General features: G+C 60.1%; 20 protein-coding genes, 1 tRNA gene, 1 pseudogene and 1 riboswitch. Of the genes and pseudogenes, 13 read left to right on the top strand and 9 right to left on the bottom strand.

The genetic code is table 11. The annotated features are described in order from the left end of the window. The 5 genes and pseudogenes from CVS30_RS06175 to CVS30_RS06195 all read left to right on the top strand — a co-directional run. Nucleotides 1–191, top strand: a pseudogene (locus tag CVS30_RS06175) (dihydrodipicolinate synthase family protein); the annotation flags it as partial. A gap of 114 nt (nt 192–305) precedes the next feature. Next, nucleotides 306–1,238, top strand: a complete 933-nt coding sequence (locus CVS30_RS06180; protein WP_110484470.1) for an ROK family protein — start codon at nt 306–308, stop codon at nt 1,236–1,238. 28 nt (nt 1,239–1,266) lie between these two features. Further along, complete coding sequence (locus tag CVS30_RS06185; RefSeq protein ID WP_110484471.1) at nt 1,267–1,953, top strand: N-acetylmannosamine-6-phosphate 2-epimerase; 687 nt, start codon at nt 1,267–1,269, stop codon at nt 1,951–1,953. Nucleotides 1,954–2,144: 191 nt separating this feature from the next. After that, entirely contained in the window at nt 2,145–3,041 is an 897-nt protein-coding gene (locus tag CVS30_RS06190) for an ABC transporter ATP-binding protein (protein ID WP_181419707.1), read from the top strand. Continuing rightward, a complete protein-coding gene (locus CVS30_RS06195) occupies nt 3,038–5,080 on the top strand; it encodes a YhgE/Pip family protein (RefSeq protein ID WP_110484472.1) in 2,043 nt (680 codons plus the stop codon). Before CVS30_RS06190 ends, CVS30_RS06195 begins: the two co-directional genes overlap by 4 nt. A 6-nt stretch (nt 5,081–5,086) precedes the next feature. Here the strand turns inward: CVS30_RS06195 and CVS30_RS06200 are convergent, their stop codons facing one another. The 4 genes from CVS30_RS06200 to CVS30_RS06215 form a co-directional block, all read right to left on the bottom strand. After that, on the bottom strand, nt 5,087–5,608 hold the full coding sequence (locus CVS30_RS06200; RefSeq protein WP_110484473.1) for a SixA phosphatase family protein: 522 nt from the start codon (nt 5,606–5,608) through the stop codon (nt 5,087–5,089). Nucleotides 5,609–5,687: 79 nt separating this feature from the next. Next, complete coding sequence (locus CVS30_RS06205; RefSeq protein ID WP_110484474.1) at nt 5,688–6,524, bottom strand: winged helix-turn-helix domain-containing protein; 837 nt, start codon at nt 6,522–6,524, stop codon at nt 5,688–5,690. A 612-nt stretch (nt 6,525–7,136) separates the two neighbouring features. Continuing rightward, complete coding sequence (locus CVS30_RS06210) at nt 7,137–8,399, bottom strand: MFS transporter (protein ID WP_245934467.1); 1,263 nt, start codon at nt 8,397–8,399, stop codon at nt 7,137–7,139. After that, nucleotides 8,400–8,906, bottom strand: coding sequence for a MarR family winged helix-turn-helix transcriptional regulator (locus tag CVS30_RS06215; protein WP_110484764.1), 507 nt, complete (start codon nt 8,904–8,906; stop codon nt 8,400–8,402). Nucleotides 8,907–9,106: 200 nt separating this feature from the next. After that, nucleotides 9,107–9,295: riboswitch (cyclic di-AMP (ydaO/yuaA leader) on the top strand. A 6-nt stretch (nt 9,296–9,301) separates the two neighbouring features. Between CVS30_RS06215 and CVS30_RS06220 the strand changes: the two genes are divergently transcribed. Next, entirely contained in the window at nt 9,302–10,057 is a 756-nt protein-coding gene (locus CVS30_RS06220) for an aggregation-promoting factor C-terminal-like domain-containing protein (protein ID WP_146233357.1), read from the top strand. Between the two features lie 168 nt (nt 10,058–10,225). Here CVS30_RS06220 and upp read toward each other — a convergent pair whose 3' ends face one another. After that, entirely contained in the window at nt 10,226–10,864 is a 639-nt protein-coding gene (upp, locus tag CVS30_RS06225) for a uracil phosphoribosyltransferase (protein WP_110484476.1), read from the bottom strand. A 22-nt stretch (nt 10,865–10,886) separates the two neighbouring features. Between upp and tadA the strand changes: the two genes are divergently transcribed. Continuing rightward, complete coding sequence (gene tadA, locus CVS30_RS06230) at nt 10,887–11,384, top strand: tRNA adenosine(34) deaminase TadA (RefSeq protein ID WP_281268068.1); 498 nt, start codon at nt 10,887–10,889, stop codon at nt 11,382–11,384. Between the two features lie 9 nt (nt 11,385–11,393). On the opposite strand, the gene CVS30_RS06235 is transcribed toward tadA, so the two are convergent. Further along, nucleotides 11,394–11,858 (bottom strand): hypothetical protein, encoded by a 465-nt coding sequence (locus CVS30_RS06235; RefSeq protein WP_245934468.1) that lies wholly within the window; start codon nt 11,856–11,858, stop codon nt 11,394–11,396. Then, nucleotides 11,855–13,027 carry a DNA glycosylase AlkZ-like family protein gene (locus CVS30_RS06240; protein ID WP_110484477.1) on the bottom strand — a complete coding sequence of 391 codons (1,173 nt, stop codon included), beginning with the start codon at nt 13,025–13,027 and terminating at the stop codon, nt 11,855–11,857. The genes CVS30_RS06235 and CVS30_RS06240 overlap by 4 nt, the downstream gene beginning before the upstream one ends. Before the next feature lie 81 nt (nt 13,028–13,108). On the opposite strand from CVS30_RS06240, the gene CVS30_RS06245 reads away from it, so the two are divergent. Continuing rightward, nucleotides 13,109–13,198: transfer RNA gene (locus tag CVS30_RS06245), tRNA-Ser, on the top strand. Nucleotides 13,199–13,255: 57 nt separating this feature from the next. Here CVS30_RS06245 and CVS30_RS06250 read toward each other — a convergent pair. After that, nucleotides 13,256–14,386: a site-specific integrase gene (locus tag CVS30_RS06250; RefSeq protein ID WP_110484478.1), complete on the bottom strand. Its 1,131-nt coding sequence runs from the start codon at nt 14,384–14,386 to the stop codon at nt 13,256–13,258. Continuing rightward, a complete protein-coding gene (locus CVS30_RS06255; protein WP_110484479.1) occupies nt 14,373–15,062 on the bottom strand; it encodes a helix-turn-helix domain-containing protein in 690 nt (229 codons plus the stop codon). Before CVS30_RS06255 ends, CVS30_RS06250 begins: the two co-directional genes overlap by 14 nt. Before the next feature lie 175 nt (nt 15,063–15,237). On the opposite strand from CVS30_RS06255, the gene CVS30_RS06260 reads away from it, so the two are divergent. From CVS30_RS06260 to CVS30_RS17780, 5 genes are all read left to right on the top strand, one after another. Continuing rightward, nucleotides 15,238–15,462, top strand: coding sequence for a helix-turn-helix domain-containing protein (locus CVS30_RS06260; RefSeq protein WP_110484480.1), 225 nt, complete (start codon nt 15,238–15,240; stop codon nt 15,460–15,462). Nucleotides 15,463–15,662: 200 nt separating this feature from the next. Continuing rightward, nucleotides 15,663–16,181: a hypothetical protein gene (locus CVS30_RS06265; protein ID WP_110484481.1), complete on the top strand. Its 519-nt coding sequence runs from the start codon at nt 15,663–15,665 to the stop codon at nt 16,179–16,181. A gap of 79 nt (nt 16,182–16,260) precedes the next feature. Beyond that, the gene (locus tag CVS30_RS06270; RefSeq protein WP_110484482.1) at nt 16,261–16,860 is read left to right on the top strand and encodes a hypothetical protein; all 600 of its coding nucleotides are present in this window, start codon (nt 16,261–16,263) and stop codon (nt 16,858–16,860) included. Beyond that, the gene (locus CVS30_RS06275; protein WP_110484483.1) at nt 16,853–18,514 is read left to right on the top strand and encodes an AICE element replication initiation protein; all 1,662 of its coding nucleotides are present in this window, start codon (nt 16,853–16,855) and stop codon (nt 18,512–18,514) included. Before CVS30_RS06270 ends, CVS30_RS06275 begins: the two co-directional genes overlap by 8 nt. Before the next feature lie 1,367 nt (nt 18,515–19,881). After that, the gene (locus CVS30_RS17780) at nt 19,882–20,358 is read left to right on the top strand and encodes a hypothetical protein (protein ID WP_146233358.1); all 477 of its coding nucleotides are present in this window, start codon (nt 19,882–19,884) and stop codon (nt 20,356–20,358) included. Nucleotides 20,359–20,371 lie beyond the last annotated feature (13 nt).

The raw sequence follows: 20,371 nt of genomic DNA on the forward strand, positions 1-20,371 counted from the left end.
TCTTCAACATCGTCTACACCCCGAAGGCTGGCCGTCTCTCCGGTAACGCAGCCGGCTTGGGCGCGTTCAAGACCGCCTTGGTTCTGATGGGCATCATCAAGACCAACGTCATGAGCGCCCCCATGCTCTCCCTGGACGAAGACGAAACCGCAGCCATCAAGGTCATCCTTGAGCGCACGGGCTTGATCTAATCTTCACCCGCTCCCCAACCTTGTTCCAGGCCGTGGCCCCTCGCGGGCTGGGCCTTAGGAACCCGGTTGGGGAGCATTCTTTTTTAATCCTCTGGAACTTTGAAGGACTCTTTCATGCGGTATGTAGTTGGAATTGATCTGGGTGGAACCAAAACGGCGGCCGGAGTGGTGGCCGAAGACGGTTCGGTGCTGATCACGGACCAGATTCCCACCCTGAACAGGGATGGTGGCGAGGCCATTCTCGATGCCATCGCCCTGATGGTTTCCGGACTTCTTGAGCGCGCCACCGCCATGGGCGCCACGGTGGACGCCATTGGTGTGGGCTCCGCAGGCGTCATCAACGCCAGCGAAGGCACCGTCATTTCCTCGACCGACGCCATCCTTGGCTGGACCGGGACGGCGATCACGGCGGGCCTGACGCAGCGGCTGGGACTCCCGGCCGCCGTCGTCAATGACGTCCACGCCCACGCCCTCGGCGAGGCCTGGCACGGAGCAGGCGCCGGCGCACCGACCGCCCTGATGGTTGCCTTTGGCACCGGCGTGGGCGGCAGCTTTGTTGTTGACGGCAAGCCGCTGCTGGGCCACCACTTCGTGGGCGGACACGTTGGCCACTTTGCCTCACCGCTTGCCGTCCACAACGGCGCCCCTTTGCCCTGCTCCTGCGGGCATTCTGGCCATGTGGAGGCCATCTCTTCCGGCCCGGCCATTCACGCCGCCTACCTGCGCGAGGGTGGCGACGCCTCCTTGATCGACACGCGGGCCGTGTTCGACTCGGCCAAGGCTGGCGACGAGCTGGCGCTGCGCGTGATTGCCACGGCTGCCACAGCGGCGGGCCAGGCAGTGGGAGGATTGATTAATATCCTTGATCCAGCAGTGGTTGTCGTCTCGGGCGGTTTAGCCGATGCGGGAAACCTTTGGTGGGACCAGATGGAAGCCGCAGCACGGGCGGAACTGCTCGCTCCTCTGGCCTCTGTGGCTATCGTCAGGGCGGCGTTGGGTAACACCGCCGCCATTGTCGGAGCAGCTTCATTGATGTTTGCGAAATAATTAGTTCTATTTTTTACTAGGAGTTACAGTGACGCTGAAATTGACCAACCTTGACGCACTTGCCGGACAGCTTGTTGTGTCTGCTCAGGCCTACCCGGGCGAGCCCATGCGCGATCCCCGCACCATGGCACAGATCGCGGCAGCCGCCGTCATCGGTGGCGCCGCAGCGATCCGTGTTCAGGGCATCGCCGACATCCAGTTTGCACGTGCCGCAGTGGAAGTTCCCGTCATCGGCCTCTGGAAGGACGGGCACGACGGCGTCTTCATCACCCCGACGCTGCGCCACGCCTTGTCCTGTGCCAGCGCCGGTGCGCACATCGTCGCGATCGACGGCACCCGCCGCCCCCGTCCGGACGGCCTGACCCTGGCCGAAACCATCGAGGGCATCCACGCCAACTCCAACTCCCTGGTCATGGCTGACTGTGGTTCCTTTGACGACGCCGTTGCTGCCGCCGAGGCCGGCGCCGACCTGATCGGCACCACCTTGGCCGGTTACTCGGGCGAACGTCCCAAGACCGACGGCCCGGATCTGGAACTCCTTGCCGAGATCGCCGCCGCTAACCTGGGCAAGCCGCTCATCGCTGAAGGCCGTATCCACTCCCCCGCCCAGGCGCGCGCGGCCCTGGACGCCGGCGCGTTTGCCGTGGTTGTTGGCACCGCCATCACCCACCCCTCAACCATCACCGGCTGGTTCAAGGACGCACTGACCGCCTAATCACGCGGTCTGCCAGCGACACACAGACCAAGAGCGGGCAGTCACGGGTAATGTTTTAGCGAACATCACCTGCGACTGTCCGCTCTTTGTCATTTTCGGTTCGCGGGAATGAGTCGCATCATATTTCTTGGACTGACCGGTCAGTTCTGATATTTTTGGTATAGCCACTCACCTCTAAAGGAACGCTGTCAATGCTCACCACTCATCAGCTCCACATCAATGGCCGGCACCACAATCTGCTGCCCGCCACGACGATTGCGGCTAACCGTTCTGAGGTGCTCCTGATTCAGGCCGACGGGCAGGAACGACGCACCGCCCTGGCCTTGGCGCTGACCGGACGCATGAAGCCAACTTCCGGCACGGTTTCGATCGGTCACGACGCGTCCTTGGGCTCCCTGCGCCGCCGCAGCGCGATCATCGATGCCCCCGACGTCAATGCCCCCGAGAATCACCTCACCGTGCGGTCCCTAGCCGCCGAGGACCTCGCGCTGGTCCCCTTCAAGTTCCGCGATCGCACCCGCCCCACGGCCTGGCTGGTCAAGAACGGCTTCCGCGACATTCTCGAGCAGTGGATCGAGGAACTGGCCCCGGACCGGCTCCTGAAACTCCAGCTGGAGCTGGCCTTGGCCAATCGAGACGTGGATCTTGTGGTGGTTGACTCCCCCGATCGTCACACGGCCGACACCGGCGCCTGGCTGCCCCTCCTGGAAGAGCTCGCGGCCGGCACCATGGGCCGCGGCCCTGACGCCAACGCCGAGACTCCCCTGCGACCCCTCGTGGTGGTGGGCATTGTGGGCCACCTCCCCGACGAGTGGGATGGTGCCGCCGCCGTGGCCGGCAATGATCTTTTGCTTCAGGACCCGGACGACGTCGTCCCTCCCGTCGAGACCCCCTCGGCCGCTAGCACTGTAGTTGAGTCCGCGGACGACACCCCGGCGATACTCCCCGAGGACGATGATCTTGTTCAGGACATTCTCGAGACCACGCCAGCCCCGGATCCCGATCCCGATCCCGCAAGCCAAGTCCTTGCAACGAGCGACACCAGCGCCCCTGAGGCAGCCACTGAACCGGAAGAGGAAATCCGATGACCGTCTTCCGATTAGCCCTGTCTGAACTCAAGCGCATGACCGGCGGCATTCTGCCCAAGCTCACCATCGTGGCCATGGTCATGGTTCCGCTGCTCTATGGCGCCGTGTATCTCTACGCCAACTGGGATCCGTATGGCAACCTCGATCAGCTGCAGGCCGCCGTCGTGGTTCAAGACCAGGGCGCCGTGACCAAGGATGGCAAGAAGCTGCAGGTGGGCGAGGATGTGGCCCAAACCCTCATTGACGGCCATAAATTTGATTGGCAGCGCGTTGACACCCCGGAGGAAGCCAGCGACGGTGTGCGCAGTGGCGAATTCGCCTTCGCCCTGACCATCCCGGCAGACTTCTCGGCGAACCTTGCCTCACCGGAGAACTTTGATGCCGCCACGCAGGCCATGATGAGCGTGACGACCAGCGACGCGAACAACTATCTCCTGACCTCCATCGTGGATAAGGTGGCGACGCAGGTCCACGAATCGGTGTCGCAGCAGGTGGGCGAGCAAACCGCTAATTCCTTGCTGACGGGCTATGGCACCATCCATGCCCAACTCGTGAAGGCAGCCGACGGCGCCCAGCAACTTGCCGATGGCGCCGGAACCCTCAATGACGGGGTGGGGACGCTCCAGAACGGCACGGGCGAGCTGCTGACTGGAACGAATAGCCTGGTCTCCGGGCAAACCGAGCTACTCACCGGCACGCGTTCCCTGCAGTCCGGCGCCGCCTCCCTTGACAAGGGTCTGGGCCAGCTGGAAAGCCAGACAACCACCCTGCCGGACAGCACCCAGCAGCTCTCCGATGGGGCCGCGGCCGTCGCGGCGGGCACGGCAACCTTGAATAGCCAGGTGCAGGAGGCCATCAAGTCGGCCGAGAACCTCGACACGGCCGTGACCACCCGGATCTCTGACAAGCTTGGCGCCCTTGCGGCCGACGGCACCATCACGCCCGAGCAGGCCAAGGCCATCGGGGCCTCGCTGGCGGCCGATGCAGCGAACTCGAGCCCGCAAATTACGGATCTCAAGAGCAAGCTTGCGGCCGACGCCGCTGATGTGCAAAAACTGGCTGACGGTGCGGCCGCGGTCGCTTCCGGAGCCAAGACGTTGGCAAGCTCGACGCCGGCCCTCACCTCCGCCATCATGCAGGCTCACGCTGGGGCCGGGCAACTCGCCACAGGTGCCGAAACCCTGGCCGAGGGCCAGAGTTCCGCCCTGGACGGCGCCAATCAGCTGGCCGCCGGTGCGGGGCAGCTGGATTCGGGTGCAGCCGATTTGAAGGCCGGTTCCAGCAAGCTGTTCACGGGGGCCACGGAGCTCTCGACGCAGCTGCACAATGGCGCCGGATCGGTTCCGAACCCGAACGATAAGGACAAGCAAAACGCTGCCGGCGTGATTGCCAACCCCATCCGGGTGGACTCGATTTCCCAGGCCCAGGCCGCGAACTACGGCTCCGGATTGGCGCCATTCTTCCTAGTGCTGGCATTGTGGATTGGTGCGTTCATGCTGGTTCAGGTCATGCGCCCGCTGACCGTCCGAGCCCTAGCCTCCAACGCCCCGGCGTGGAAGATCGCAGTGGGCGGCTGGTTGCCGTTTGCCACTGTGGCGACGGTCCAGGCCGTGGTGCTCTACGCCGTCGTACATTTTGGGCTGGGGCTAGAACCCAGCCATCCGTGGCTGACGCTGGGACTGTTGTTACTGGCGTCGATGGCGTTCACGGCGCTAATTCAAGGCATCGTGGCGCTCATGGGGACCCCGGGGAAGTTCGTGGTGCTGATCCTGCTCGTGCTGCAGCTGGTCTCCTCCGGCGGCACCTTCCCGTGGCAGACCACGCCGGCGCCGCTGCACATCATGCACCAGATTCTGCCCATGGGACACGTGGTGGAGGGCATGCGACACCTGGTCTACGGGGCCGATCTTGCGCCACTGGTACCGATCGTGCTGGGGCTGCTGGGCTACCTGCTGCTGGGCCTGGTCTTCGCCTGGGCCGCCGTGGCCAAGAAGAAGACGTGGACGCTCAAGACGCTTATGCCGGAGATTGAATCCTAGGAGCGTCTAGCGGGGCACCACGAAGCTGTTGAGCTGGGCATCCTGTCCGTCAAGGGTCGCCCAGTCGCCGCTGTGTTCCAGCACGGCAAAGGCGCTCGTGGGGAAACCGGAGGCCAGCTCCATATAGGCGTCCTGGTCCGAGTCCCGCGAGGCCAGCCGCAATGCCAACGACTGAATGCCCGGCATATGGCTGATGACCATGAGTGTGTTGACGGTTTCCGGCACGTGATTGATGACCGAGAGCATCGAGGTGGGCCCGGCCGCGTACAGCCCCGATTCCAGCTTGGGCGTGGGGGCCTTGTCGCCGAGCTGCTGGCACACCCAGGTGCATGTCTGGCGGGTGCGTAGCGCCGATGAGCACAGGATAAAGTCCGGCACCACATCGTGCTCGAGCAGCCATTTGCCGGCCAGCGGAGCCTCGGTGTGACCGCGCTGGGCCAGCGGGCGGTCATGGTCCTCCACGCCCAACGGGAACGCGGCCTTGGCGTGGCGCATCAGAATCAGACGCTTAATGTGGTGTTCGCTCATTCACTTAGTTTAGTGACAGTTAAAGACGGACGACGGCGTTTCCCTCACCGAGGTGCGGGGAACGCCGTCGTCAGTTTTGCTAGATCGAGTATTCGGGGGCGGCCCAGACGACCACTTCGGGGTGCTCGTAGAAGCGGTAGCCTTCACCGCGGACCGTGCGGACCGTGTTGGCCAGGCGGCCGAGCTTGGAGCGCAGGCGACGGATGTGAACGTCGATGGTGCGCTCGTTGGGGACCTCATCGGCGTTGGACCAGAGGCCCTCGAGGAGCTCATCGCGACCCACGGTGCGGGTGCCGTTCTCCACGAGGTAGTTCAGCAGCTCGAATTCCTTGAACGTGAGGTTCAGGGTGTCGCCATCGAGGTGGACTTCGCGGCGGGCCAGGTCGATCAAGACACCCGTGGGGCGCTGATCAACGGCGGTGACGCGCACAGCTTCCTGACGGGGACGGGCGGAAACCGTGGGATCACCGAAGGTGGAGCGGACCACGTCAAGCGGCGTTCCAACGGCATCCGAGGGTGCGATGGCGACGGCCGCGTAGCTCTGAGCCTGCGGCACGATGTTCTGCGCGTAGGCCCGAATATCCTGAGCGAGCTTGGCCAGCGAGGTTCCGGCGGCTGCGGCCGTGTCCTCGTCAACGCCAACGTACAAAACAAAGCCGCGGGCAACATTGTCGGGGCTGACGCCGCGCAACTTGTCGCCGCCGGCAATCACCGGGGTGGGCGCCGTCATGGGGGTGGCGTCATGGGTGGGAACGGAGCGCAAACGGCTGGCCGCCGTGACCGCTTCGGGGCGGTAGCTGGCGCCATATCCGGGCGTTTCAAGCTGAGCGGCGCGGGCTGCGGTGCCGGTGTTCCGGGCGACGGCGCGGGCTGCATTACGGACGGAGATGTGGACGTATCCAGATGCTACTGACATTGAACTACCTAGCTGTATGGCCGTACTCAACGGCGCGAATGCTTCCATGAGTCCTGAGGTTCCAGAACTATTTATGCCTCTTCGCGAGGCGGGCCCATGGGCCAAGACTGGTACTTCCTCACGCCATCTAGTGCGCGAGCTCCAGGGTTGTGCGTTAGGCCTGCATTCGACAACCACGTGTATTGCATCGGGTCATGGTGACGTCGACGAGTACTGCGGCTGCAGGATTCACTGAGTGGGTGTTCACACTAGCCAGTGTCCTACGTAACAAAGCGAACTTGCAAGTAACATAGCCCCAAAATGTCCACAATGTGGGATCGTGTACTAATTTGTGACCAATGCCACCCTGTCATCTTGCTCTCACTTGATGAGCCATTTCATCAATATGTCAAACAAAATGATCTATGTGACGTTATAAGCTGTCATAAATTCTGTGGAATCAGGATTTTGAATGAGTTAGTTCAAAGTCTTGCAATGCATGTCTATGATGGGCTCGGCAAGTCGCAGCCCGGTCTCAGCTTTCTTGCAGAATATGCCGGTATAGCAACAGCTGTTTACCTAATGCGCATGACGCGCCGGGGCCGGCTTACGCTTCCTCGCGCCAAGTGACTCCTAGTGCAGCTCACGCACCATGAACGAGGGTCGCAAGTTACGCACCTGATCGCGGAGCCGGACGTGATTGCGGCGATTCATCAAGATCAAGGCCGCGAATCCCGCCACAAGCGCCACCACGGCGCCCAGGCCGAGCGACCAGCGCGCCCCAAACTCTGTGGCAATCCAGCCCACCAGCGGCGCCCCGATGGGCGTTCCGCCCTGCAGCACCACCATATAGACGGCGAGCACGCGGCCACGCATGGTGGCGTCGGTGGTCAGCTGCACTGTGGTGTTGCAGGCGTTCATGAACGTCAAGGCCGCAAGCCCCACTGGAACCAGTGCCACGGCGTACCAAAAGTAGCTCGGCATGATGGCTGCCACGCCGACGGTGACCCCGAAGGCCAGCGCCCCGCCCACCACATACAGCATCCGGGTCTTCTTGCGGCGAGCCGCGAGGAGTGCGGCGGCCAGGGTGCCGATGGCCATGACGGAGCCCAGCAATCCGTACTCCCCCGGCCCCAGGTTGAAGACCGTGGTGGCCATGAGGGCGTTGGTAATCTGGAAGTTCATGCCGAAGGTCCCCACGATAAACACCAGGATCATGATCATGAGCAGATCCGGCCGCTGGCGGATGTACATCAGCCCTTCGCGAATCTGCCCCTTGGCGCGCGGCACCTTGATCGGCGGGATGAGCTCGTGAACCCGCATCTTCCAGATGGAGAAGATGACGGCCACGAAGCTGGCCGCGTTGATGAGGAACGCCGGGCCCGTGCCCACCATGGCGATGACCAGGCCGGCAACACCGGGGCCTGCGAGGCGGGCCAGGTTGAAGGAGGCGCTGTTAAGGGCGACGGCGTTGGGGACGTCGGCTTTTCCGACGACTTCCGAGACAAAGGCCTGGCGTGACGGCGCATCGAAGGCGCTGGCCACACCCAAAAGGAGTGCCAATACATACACATGCCAGAGTTGTACAGTGTTTGTGACGACCAATATTCCTAACAAAAGCGCACAAAAACCCATGGCCGTCTGCGTCAGCAGCAGCAATTTGCGCTTGTTGACCCGGTCTCCCAGGAGTCCCGCATAGGGTCCAAGGAAGATGATGGGGAGGAATTGCAGCCCCGTCGTGATCCCGGCGGCCGTGCCTGAATTGTTGGTCAGAATCGTCAACACGAGCCAGTCTTGGGCCACGCGCTGCATCCAGGTGCCGATGTTAGAAACCAGCGCCCCGGTTACCCAGAGGCGGTAGTTGAAAACTTTGAGAGCACTGAACATCGACGGCATCTAGGCACTCATCTCCTGCAGGATCAGGGCGGCCTCATGCAGCGTGGCGCGTTCCTGAGGCGTCAGCGTCGCGACCTTTCGGGCCAGCCATTCCGTCCGCTTCGACCGAGCCCGGAGCAGCGCCGCGGAGCCGGACTCCGTGACGCGCACGCGCACCTGGCGTTTATCGTCGGGGTTTTCTTCGCGGCTCACAAAGGCCGCCTCGGCCAGCGCATTGACGATCCGGGTCATGGATGGCGCCTGGATCTGTTCTCGCGCGGCAAGCTGCCCGACGGTTTTGGGTCCATCCATCACGGCCGCCAAAACCGAATACTGGCCGGGGCTAATTTCTCGGGTGGCTGCTTCCGCTCGAAGCCGGCGCGAGGTGCGCATGACGGCCACTCGCAGTTCGGCGGCCAAGGGGCCAGCGCCGATGGGCCGGGGAGGTTTACGTGGGGCACCCAAGGAGGGGTCCGACGTCGTACTGGCGGTGGGAGCTGTGCTGGAGGGAGGAAAAGTTTCGTTCATGATCGCTGCGCTATCTACATCAAAAGTTTCGTATCGTCTGTTCTCCAGCATAGATCGTTAGCATTGCTAAGTAAATGTTGCGCCGCTCACTTGCTACAAAGGTTGTTACCAAAATGTGACAATTGGATTTGCTTCCGTTAGCCTGAGTAAAGTGCCCGCTGACCATTTACGGTTTTTGGCACCGAGGGACGGTTCGCCGAGCTCTGCCGCCGCCCATCTTCCTCCACCCGCATGGCAGAGACGGGGGACCCAATATTTACGGGCCTTTCCGCATGGAAGCCCTTGGGGTTAAGCCGACGCGCATCAGCAGCTTTACGTTCCTGATGAACCGCTGGCCGGATTCTCTAGTCCGTTCCCGACAGCTCACCTCGCAGGCGTAGAGAGGCAATACATTCATGACCGCTGCACCGCAGCGCGGCCGACGCCGCGCCGAACCACAACGCCGCCAGCCGATTCTCGGGCGCTCCCCTCGCAAGGGGTCCCACGCCGCTGCCGCGCCGTCCCCCGTGACCAAGACCGCCAAATACATGGCCGCACTAGCCGTCGTTGGCGGACTCGTCGTGGCTGGCTCCTTGGCACAACAAGTGGGCCAGTCGGTTGATCCGAGCCTGGCAAGTCTGGTTTCCGCCGCCGACGCGACGGCCGCACCGAGCGCCGTTTCGGCCGCAGATGATGCCACCATCAGTTTCTCGGGACTCTCCGTCGCGGAGGCCACGAAGGCAACTGCCTCGGCCACGCCGACGGCTCCCGCCGCGGTCGCCGAGGTCAAGGCCGCAGCAGCGGAGGTTACCCCGGTAGCTGAGGCACCCGCACCGGTTGAGACGACTCCGCCCGTTGCTGTGGACAATCCCGAAGCAGCAAAAGCGTACGCCGCCACACAGGTGAGCGCCCGCGGCTGGGGCGCTGGCGAAATGAGCTGCCTCACCCAGTTGTGGGAACGGGAATCTAACTGGCGCACCACTGCGCTGAACCCCGACGGCGGAGCGTACGGGATCGTGCAGTCGCTTCCGGCCGAGAAGATGGCTAGCGTTGGCGCCGACTACCTCACCAATTACGAAACCCAAATCACGTGGGGCCTGAACTACATCACGGAGACCTACTCCACACCGTGCGGTGCCTGGGCGCACTCGGAAGCCGTGAACTGGTACTAAAACCGGGTTCCTGGGCGCTCCGCGGGTTCCTGCGGGTTTCCGGGGTCCAACCGGGGCACTCTGGGGGCTTGAAATCACCCCGCAACGCAGAAATGCCACCGTTAGGCAATCTCGCTATAGGCCGACCTATAGCGAGATTGCCTAACGGTGGCATTTTTCGCGTAAGTGTTAGTCCACGACGCCGTAGAGGCGATCTCCGGCGTCGCCAAGACCAGGAACAATGTAGGAGTTCTCGTCGAGGCCCTCATCGATGGATGCGAGAACAACGTGAACGTTGTCGCGATCGCCGTGAGCGGCTTCGAGCTTGGCCAGACCCTCGGGAGCTGCGAGGAGGCAGATGCAGGTGATGTCTGCTGCGCCGCGGTCGAAGAGGAACTTGAAGGCCTCGATCAAGGTGCCGCCGGTAGCCAGCATCGGGTCCAGGACGTAGACCTGGCGACCGGTGAGGTCTTCGGGAAGGCGCTCTGCGTAGGTGATGGCTTCGAGGGTTTCCTCGTTGCGAGCCATACCAAGGAAGCCAACTTCAGCGGTGGGCAGCAGGCGGGTCATACCCTCGAGCATGCCCAGGCCAGCGCGGAGAATCGGCACAACGAGCGGCGTGGGCTTAACCAAGCCGGTACCGATGGCGTTGGTTACCGGGGTCTCGATGTTGACCGGCTCTACACGCACTTCACGTGTCGCTTCATAGGCCAGCAACGTGACTAGTTCTTCGGTCAGCTGACGGAAAACGGGGGACGGAGTGTTCTTGTCCCGCAGAACGGTCAACTTGTGGGCAATAAGCGGATGATCCGCAACGAATACGCGCATGAATAAAAGCTACCATTGAGCCGTGCCCAATACCCCGAAATTCCCCAGAATCGAGACCACTACCACGGCACTTCATGCCCAATGGATGGGTATTGCACTCACGGAAGCACAGCGCGCCTTGACCACGGCCGATGTGCCGATTGGCGCCGTCGTGCTTGGACCCGACGGTGAAGTCCTCGGATTGGGGCGCAACGAACGCGAAGCCCATGGAGATCCGACGGCGCATGCCGAAGTCGTTGCTATCCGCGAGGCCGCCGCAAAGTTGGGCGAATGGCGGCTTGCGGACTGCACGCTCGTGGTCACATTGGAGCCGTGCACCATGTGTGCCGGGGCCATCGTGTTGGCGCGAATTCCGCGGGTGGTCTTCGGGGCGTGGGATGAGAAGGCCGGCGCGGCAGGGTCAGTGTTTGATGTGCTGCGCGAACGCCGCCTCAACCATTGGGTCGAGGTGTTTCCGGGCGTGCGCGAAGAGGAATGCGCCGCCCTGCTCAAGGAATTTTTCGGCGGACACCGGCACTAGGGCAGGATTTTACGGCTCAATCTGCAGGGGCTTGGTCGGCATCACGCAGGACACCAGCGTGATGTCTTGCGCGCCCACGGCACCCACTCGGTTGTTCTTTCCCGTGTCATCGCACCAGTCCATGTTGTAGGGGTAGGCCGACACCATTCCAGGGCCGGGGACGGCAGAGGCGGGGATCTCTACCTGCACACTGAACCCGCCGGCGTCGTTCATGGGAGCGAGCTCGTCGACGATTTTAATGCCGGAACCGTCCATGACTTCCACTTGAATCTGAGCTCCCTCTCCATACCGGGGATCGCAGCTGGCGTCGGCCGCGCTCACCGTGATGCTCTCGCCGGGGCTCGCCGCATCCTGGCTGAGCGAAAATTTGGGAGGCATGCAGGGCTGAGAATCGGAACCCTGCGAGCACGAGACCATGCTTGCTCCGGCCAGCGTGGCTGCGGCGACCAGCGCAAACCACCGCGCCGCCCTCATGACGTGCTCCTCGCCGCGTTGATCGCGTCGATCTGTTTTTGCCTGCTCGACGGCGAATCCAGGCTGAAGGAGCGGAAGTCGCCTAGGTCCTCGCGAATGAAATCTTCGACCTCGTGAATGCGTTGCATGACGGCCTCCGTCGGCGCCCCAAACGTCCAGTAAGCGATGCGCTCGGCGCCGGGATCGTATTGCCATAGGCCGATGATGCGGCCGCGATCCACAATGGGGTGGTCCGGCAGATCGGCCTGCAGGGCGAGTTTGGCGCTGAGCAGATGGCGGTCCTTGTCCTCCTCGGCAAAGTGGTCGGCGGCGTTGCGGCGCAGCAGGAATAGCGCGTCGGTTCCCGCCAGTAGCTGGATCTGCTCTTCCTTGGGCGCGGTGAAGGCGCTCGCGGCGTCGACATCGGAGGGCAGCATCCATAGCCCCTCACGCTCCACGGCACCCACGGCTGCGAGCGCGGCCTTCGTTTGTGCGACGGTGAATGCCGTAAACCATTGGGTTTGCTTGAGTGTCGCCCCACCGGTCCAGCCAAGGTACTTCTCCATCAGCTTGGCGCGGGCTTCCTCCGGCGACTCACTGGCTGCGGGCAATCCCCAAGCCGTGTAGGCGTAGCGTTGCTGGTCGAGCCGGCCGTTACTGGGAACTCGCCGAATCCGACCGTCCGCCTGCAGCAATCCAAGCACGGTGGGCAGGGTGGTCGAGGCGCCCTTCTTCTTGCCCTCCTCCCCCAGACTGCGCACGGCATCGCCCAGCTGGTCCTTGAGCTGTTTCGGATCCAGCGCCTGTCCGGCGCTGCGAAGCACCTCGAGCGTCTGCGCCTCGAGTGCCTTGACCTCGGAACGGTCGACGCCGAGCTTATCTAAGACTTTCACCGTCGCCTCCGCGGCCCCTTGGCCCAGCGACAACGCCCAAGGGAAGTCGTCTGCCCCGAGAACATAGGTGCAGCCGCGGGCCGTCGGAAGTTCATGAATGCGCAGTGCCGCCATGTCGGCGTCGGCCTGTTCGCGACGAATGCCTGCTCTGGCGAAGAGCGTGAGATATGGATTGGCTCCGCCGATTGATCGGGCCCATCCCGCCGCGCTGAGCACTTCCGCGGCTGTGGCGCCCGCGAGAGTGCCGTCAAGACCTTGTTTATGCCAGCTCCAGGCACGTTGCGTTGCACTGTCCATGAGCTCATCTTGCCCTATAGCGGCACTGTTGTGTGGTCTCGTTTTTGTTGTTGGGCTTTGACCCGGTAAGGTTGACGCGTTGGTGACGTGTCCGAGCGGCCGAAGGTGCAACACTCGAAATGTTGTTCAGGTGAGAGCCTGACGTGGGTTCAAATCCCACCGTCACCGCCAAGTAGCAAGGCCCCTACTTCCCTTTGTTCATAAGGGAAGTAGGGGCCTTAGCTGTTTCTAGAGTTCGGCGTTTGCCCACATTTTGCCCACACTTGAAAGTGATACCGCCTTATGTAGCGCGTCAGCTACGGCGTCTAGGTCATCGTCAAACAGGTCTGCATAGGTGTCTAGAGTCATTGCGGCGCTGCTATGCCCGAGCATTCTTTGCACTGCTTTGACGTTTGCCCCAGCGCTCACGGCGAAACTTGCCGCTGTATGCCGTAAATCATGCGGCGTAATTCGGGGAATCCCGGATCTAATGACAGCTCCACCAAACCAGCTTTGCCTATCCTCGTGCACGCGGGCTGACCGCAGGTGCTTACCGTCGCCGCCTGGGAATACCAGCGCATCACGGTCTTTGCCTTCACACTGCTTAGCCAGAGAGTCCCCTAGGAACTGTGGGAATGGCACGGCGCGGCGCTTGTGATTCTTGGGTGTGCCTACTTCAATTTTTGATCCAACCTCAACAGCGTTTTCCGTGACGTTGATACGCCGGCGCAGCATGTCCAGATCCTTTACACGCAAGCCCACGGCTTCACCCCAGCGCAAGCCACAGTAAGCCAGCACTAAAACAAGCGTTGGATATTTGCTAGTCATGGCTAGCGCGTGCACTTGCTCATGCGTCAGATAGACGTGTGGCTTTTTAGTCTTACGCGGAAGATTCACACCGCGCGAAGGGTTACTGAGAATCCGCCGGTCATCCACAGCGGAATCTAGAATGCTTGCCAGAATGCCATAGGCCCGAATCACAACTGTTGCACTCTTGGGCTTACGTCCCTTCCCATCGCCAGTAGTCAGCTCTGACACCCATTGCTGCACGGCCGTCTTTCGAATATCCGCCACAGCCTGGACACCCCAGAACGGTTCAACGTGGAGACGCCAAGCAGATTCCACCGGCCGAAAAGATGACGGCTTCAGGTGTGTTTGCCTGGTCAACCATTCACCGCCAAGTTCACCAATCGTCAGCCGCGCCGCCGTTGCGTCGATGTACTCACCACGCAGCTTGGACACTTCAACCGTTGCCGCGAATGCTTCAGCGTCCCGCTTCGTCTTGAAGCCACGCTTGTCTGTTTGTTTACGTGCTGGTGTCCGATAGCGCACCCGGTAACGCTTGCCGGCGGCAGTCGTATAAGGCTCAATCGTTGCCATTGCGCGAACCTCTTATTGACTCAAAGTGGTCTTTGATTTCAGCCTTGAGTTCCCGCGTGATCCTCCCGAGCTTTTGGGCTGAAGCGTTATCTTCTGCTCGCTGGGCACGCTCCGCACTCATGGACCGCTTCCACAAGTAGGCCTCACAGGCAACCAGTTCAGCGCTGTTGATTCCTAGAGATTTTGCAAGGCGCTTTTCAGCAAGGCCATGCTCCTGCTCGATCCTCATCATGAGCATGCTCGAGTTTTTGGGTGCCAGATCTTGGGCCGCCACAACTATGTCCATGGCTTCACCGTGCCGCTGTTCCATTTCTTGCACTTCTTCAGGCCCATACAACTGCACCTCTTGACCTTCAAGAATCCCCTTGACCACGGCAGCATCTGTAGAGAAATCGGCGTTCAGTTGGACCGATCCCGATAAAGGCACCAAGTCAGACAGTTTCACTGGGCGCCGAGTCATGGACTTACTCCAACCCAGGGACTCGCAGACGATCAAGAGCGTGCCTAGTGCTAACGGAATTTTGCCGTTTTCGAATTCCACGACCCTGGCGGTCGACCACTTGAGACCCCTCAACCGGGCATCGCGAGCCACGTCTTCCAACGTCAAACCCGCCTCTAGGCGCAGCCGCTTCGCTTCTCTGCCCATTACTTCTGCCAACTTCTCTGCTTCGCTCACACGTTGATAGTAGCCAAATATCCGTCTACTTGACAGCTTGCACAATATAAAGTATCAAGGCGTGTCTTGTACGTAATTTAGTCTAAGGCTCGACTTGACAACCCTTGCGCACTTACTCAATAATCAACAGTGTTACCGAAACTCGACTAATAATCTACTTGAGGATTTGATCTGATTGAACGCGTCAACCCATAGCAACACCGATCTTGAGGTACTCACCCCTCAGCAGACTGCCGACTTGCTGCACACCACCCCCGCGTCTCTGGCAAACCTGAGGTACAACGGCGGCGGCATAAATTTCGTGAAGGTGGGCAGGAAGGTCCTCTACCGACTCCGAGACGTTGAACAGTACTTGGATGCCAATTCCTTCTCCCGCACCGATACGCGAGTTGCCAAGTGAACGCGCGAGAGTGCCCGAACAGCGGCACAGGTAAGCATGAATTCAAATGGCCTAATGGCTGGAATTCAGCCCCCGTTGGCAAGTGCTACTACTGCTCAGCACCGCCGGCAGACCAAATAGAAAATGCCGCTGGCCCTGCCAAAGTTTCGGCTTGTTCCTCGTACGGCACGCGATACGGCATAACAGGTTTCTGGTGGACCGTGAGTATCAGTGCAACCAATCTTGAAGATGAACTCACCTTTTTCGATCCTGGCAACACGGACGATGCATTGTTCGGAATCAGTAACGCCCTGCACTCAATCGGTTTCCTGCTGGTGTCCCCTTGGTCCGCAATGGGGCCAGACTTCCACGCTTTCGCCATGGAAGTTGAACTAACCGTTTCGCCAGAGTGGGCCGCAAGCACTCGCGGAGTTTCTAACCGTTCCTGGTCCAATTCGTTCCATGAAGAAACCAACGGGGCCGCGTCACGCATTCATGAGTTGGATCTGTTGCCGTGGTCAGAATCGCACGACAGCACGGTGACGGTAACCCAAATTGACGTTTTCCAGCGCGGGACAGTGCAACGCGGCGCTATACGGCTAACCGTAGAAATCGACGAAACAAATATTTCTGCAATCAGAGCCGCCGAACTTGCCGCAGCCCTACAGACCGCCGGCGAAATAGTAGCCCGTTCTAACGCCATCCCTTCGCAGGACCGAACCCCAGAGAGCGGTAACTAATGCTCATTTTGTGCACCGCTATTGCGTCGTACCTTGGCATGTGGATCTGGATGGACATTCAGGCTAGCCGGAGGTCACGATGACCAACACTGATGCCCACCCCATCACAGAACGTCAGCACGTGTCCGTCATATCCATGCAATCTCTGTCCAAGTATTGCCGCCCAAAAAACGACGGACTCTACCCAGTATTTGCCGTCCGCCAATTCTCTGGCTCTCAAAGATGGACCGTTAGCATCTTTAGGAATATCGGCACTGAACCGGCGGTCATAGAAATTTCCACCGGTGTCGCCACAGTCCCCGAAATCAAGAGGATGATCGTCGATGGCCTCGACCGGCGCGGTTTTATGGCGGTAACCGGACTAATCAAGAGCGGTGACGAAATTTCATGCTTAGCCCTGGCGTCAATGTCGCCCCCGCGCACTCAACCCCGGTCCATTGAAGTTGCCCACCGGCCACTAGTCATAACAAATGGTGTGCGGTGGCTAACCGAATACGGGTATCCATCCATCAGCATTGGCTTTGAAATGGTCCGACTACTAGAGGGTCAATATGCACAGAAAACTAAGTTTCAAGACTCCTATACAAGAAAGGCCATGTCACTGTCCGGCCCCGAATGCATGAAGCTCCTTAGCGAGATTATCGAAACGCATGGAATGCCAGAGTTCACCAATGACTGACGGCGCATGGTCCCCAATCGAACCGCCATACGATCCCGAATTTGACCAGCGAGAGCAAAGCGAGAGCGAGCCGCCGGACTACTTGGACGATCCGTACCGAGATGTTGTGCTGAATGATCCCGCACCCGCCGAACCAGCAAAGCAAAAGCAGGGGCGCGCACCTACTCAGTCGGCAGAACTTGTTGAAATGGCTAAGGCGCTTTACCGGATGGCTAAAAGCCCCGAAGGGAAAATCTATGCCGTCAAGCATGACCAGCCGGGCCTAGCTCTGCCGCTAAAAGGTACAGCCGGCGGTCTTCGTCAGCAATTGTCTTCGCTCTACTATGCGCAGAAGAAAAGAACGGCGTCATCAACTGCCCTACAGGAAATGATGAGCGTTCTCGAAGGCGACGCTATGGCCGCCGCAGATGAACACGTGTTTCTCCGTTTCGCGGACGACGCCGCTACAGGCACTCTATACATTGACCTAGGTACCCCAGACGGCCAAACAATAGCCGTTACTCCCACCGGCTGGAAATTGCTGCCAACCTCACCAGTTCTTTTTCGACGCTCTGCACTTATTTCTCCTATGCCACATCCCCAGCAAGGGGGAAGCTTAGAAGGGCTTAGAAAACTGATCAATATTCCTGAAAGTGGTTTCCGGTTGCTGATTGGCTGGCTAGTTGCCTCTTGTATACATGACATTCCACACCCAATTCTAGGAATAATTGGCCAGCAAGGAACTGCTAAGACCAGCGCTATGAAGCTGCTAATACAGCTAATTAGCCCATCCCCGGCTACTTCCAACATTCCAGACAAGGTTGATGACTGGGCAACAACCGCTTACAACGCTCCCATTATTGGCCTGGATAACGTGTCAACCCTCAAACCCTGGTTCCAAGATGCACTATGCAAAGCGGTCACTGGAGACGGCTACATAAAAAGGGAAAACTACAGTGACTCGGACATCACGGTTCTACATTTCAAACGCCCTATCGTCATTACAAGCATTGACCCTGGCTCGCTCCAAGGTGATGTCAGCGACCGACTTTTGCGCGTTGATCTAGATCCAATACCCGAGAATGGACGCCGCACAGAGAAGGAAGTAAAGAATGAGTTTGACTCAATCCGCAGATCTTCCCACGGTGCGATCCTTGATCTTCTGGCCGGGGTCATAGGCATTTTGCCCAATGTCAAGCTGGAAGAGATGCCGCGTATGGCTGACTTCGCCCGCGTTTTGGCTGCTCTGGATCAGGTTACGGGCTGGACTACCTTGGAGGACTATTTGAAAACCACGACAGAAGCGGCAGTAGATGTTATCGAGGGAAATCTGTTCGCCGCAGCCATCAGGGACTTAATCGAAGATTGCGGAGTGTGGACAGGCACCACTACAGAATTGCTTGAGAAGGTTTCGCCCCATCCTCGCCCCCAAATTTGGCCTAAGACGCCTGGTGCTGCCGGCGGCGCTCTGAAGCGGAACATACCACCACTCAAGAGCATTGGAATTTCTGTCATGTCACATAGAACATCGACTTCTAGGCGTTACACGATCAGCAAAACGGATATTCCAATCTGTCAGACCTGCTTCGGTGAAATGAGCATCAACACCGTAAAGAGTGGCGCTATTGTCCACCCGCTATGCCAGGAACCGAAAGAGCTATTCCCGAAAGAGTAGCGATTCTCGGTTACATCATGACTGCGATTCAAGGAAAGTCTCTAGGTAAGAACTAACAGCACCGCCGGCACCCTCAGGGTTCGGCGGTAATGCTGTTCACAGACCAATGGCCTATAAGCAACCCAGCGCCCCGCTCACACCCCTGGTGCTGGCCCTGCTCACTCTGGTCATGACGGCACAGTAGACGCGTGGTGACGGCAAATCCAAAGCACCGTCACGGTATAACCGCAGGTCAGAGCCACATCATGACTCACTGACGGCAATGACGGCGATTCAAGGAAAGTCTCTAGGTAAGAACTAACAGCACCGCCGGCACCCTCAGGGTTCGGCGGTAATGCTGTTCACAGACCAATGGCCTATAAGCAACCCAGCGCCCCGCTCACACCCCTGGTGCTGGCCCTGCTCACTCTGGTCATGACGGCACAGTAGACGCGTGGTGACGGCAAATCCAAAGCACCGTCACGGTATAACCGCAGGTCAGAGCCACATCATGACTCACTGACGGCAATGACGGCGATTCAAGGAAAGTCTCTAGGTAAGAACTAACAGCACCGCCGGACCTACACGATTAGATGCTGGTGTCGTTCAAGGATCAGTGAGCTTGGCCCTGGTCGTACCGATGCCCCGCTAAGGCACTATCGATTGTCACGCTGACAGCTGGGCCATAGAGCCGCACTGTCGCCTTGATGGGCTAACAAGGAGGGCAGAGTGGCACTTCAGGAAAGGACCCAAGATAGAGGAATTCCCGGCGAGAGGGGCCTCTTTTTCTGATTCGATCCGAAATGGAAATCCCGGTGCCCACCTTCGTTCCCTCCCCTACTGCAAAAAAAGAAAAAAGTAAACCCCAGTAAAAACCCGAATCCAGAGCCAGGGTGAAATAAAAAAAGGGGTTTGAAACACTGAGAATGTAGAGGGTTTCGGCCTTTCTCTTCTTTTATTTTTAGGCATGACAAACCAACCGAACGCAAGTTCGGCAACGTCACTCATAGTAGGCGACGATCAGTTCAAAACGCAAACCGGGCTTTCTTTGGACTTTCATGCAACCGAACAATCCACTACAGGAAAACTTTTTGGACGCTTGCCGTATTTGGATGCTTTTAGTGGAGCGGAGCGGGAGCAGGGCAGAGCGGCGGCAGCAGCAGCGGAGCAGAGCCAGAGCCAGGGCAGGACCAGCGGGAGCAGGGCAGGACCAGCGGAGCCCCGGTTAGTGACTTTCCCTAAATCGCCGTCATTGCCGTCAGTGAGTCATGGCGTGGCTCTGACCTGCGGTTATACCGTGACAGTGCTATGGATTTGCCGTCACCACTCGGCTACTGTGCCGTCACGCTCTGTTCCTGCCGGCGGCTCTAGTCCTGCTCTCGCTGCTGGTGCTGGTGCTGGTGCTGGTGCTGGTGCTGGTGCCAACGGTCCTGTCCTGGTCACGCCGGCGCTGTTGCTCCCGCTGGTCCTGCTGGTGCCGGCTGCTCTCCCCTGCTCTGGCTGCTGGTCCTGCTCCCGCTCTGGTGCTGGATCTGGTGCCGGCGGTTCTGCTCCCGCTCTGGTGCTGGATCTGGTGCCGGCGGTTCTGCCCTGCTCTGGCTCTGGCTGCTGGCTCTGGTGCCAACGGTCCTGTCCTGGTCGCGCCGGCACTGTTACTCCGCTGCTGGTGCCGGCTGCTCTGCTCTGGATCTGCTGGTGCCAACGGCCCCGCTCTGACTCTGACTCTGGCTCTCGCCGTTGGTCCTGCTCCTGCTGGTGCTGGTGCCAACGGTTCTGCCCCGGTCATGCCGGCGCTGTTGCTCTGGCCGCTGCTCCCGCTGGCTCTGGCTGCTGGCTGCTGGTGCCGGCGGTCATGCTCCCGCTGACTCTGGTGCCGGC

Source organism: Arthrobacter psychrolactophilus, from assembly GCF_003219795.1.
Classification (GTDB): Bacteria; Actinomycetota; Actinomycetes; order Actinomycetales; family Micrococcaceae; genus Specibacter; species Specibacter psychrolactophilus.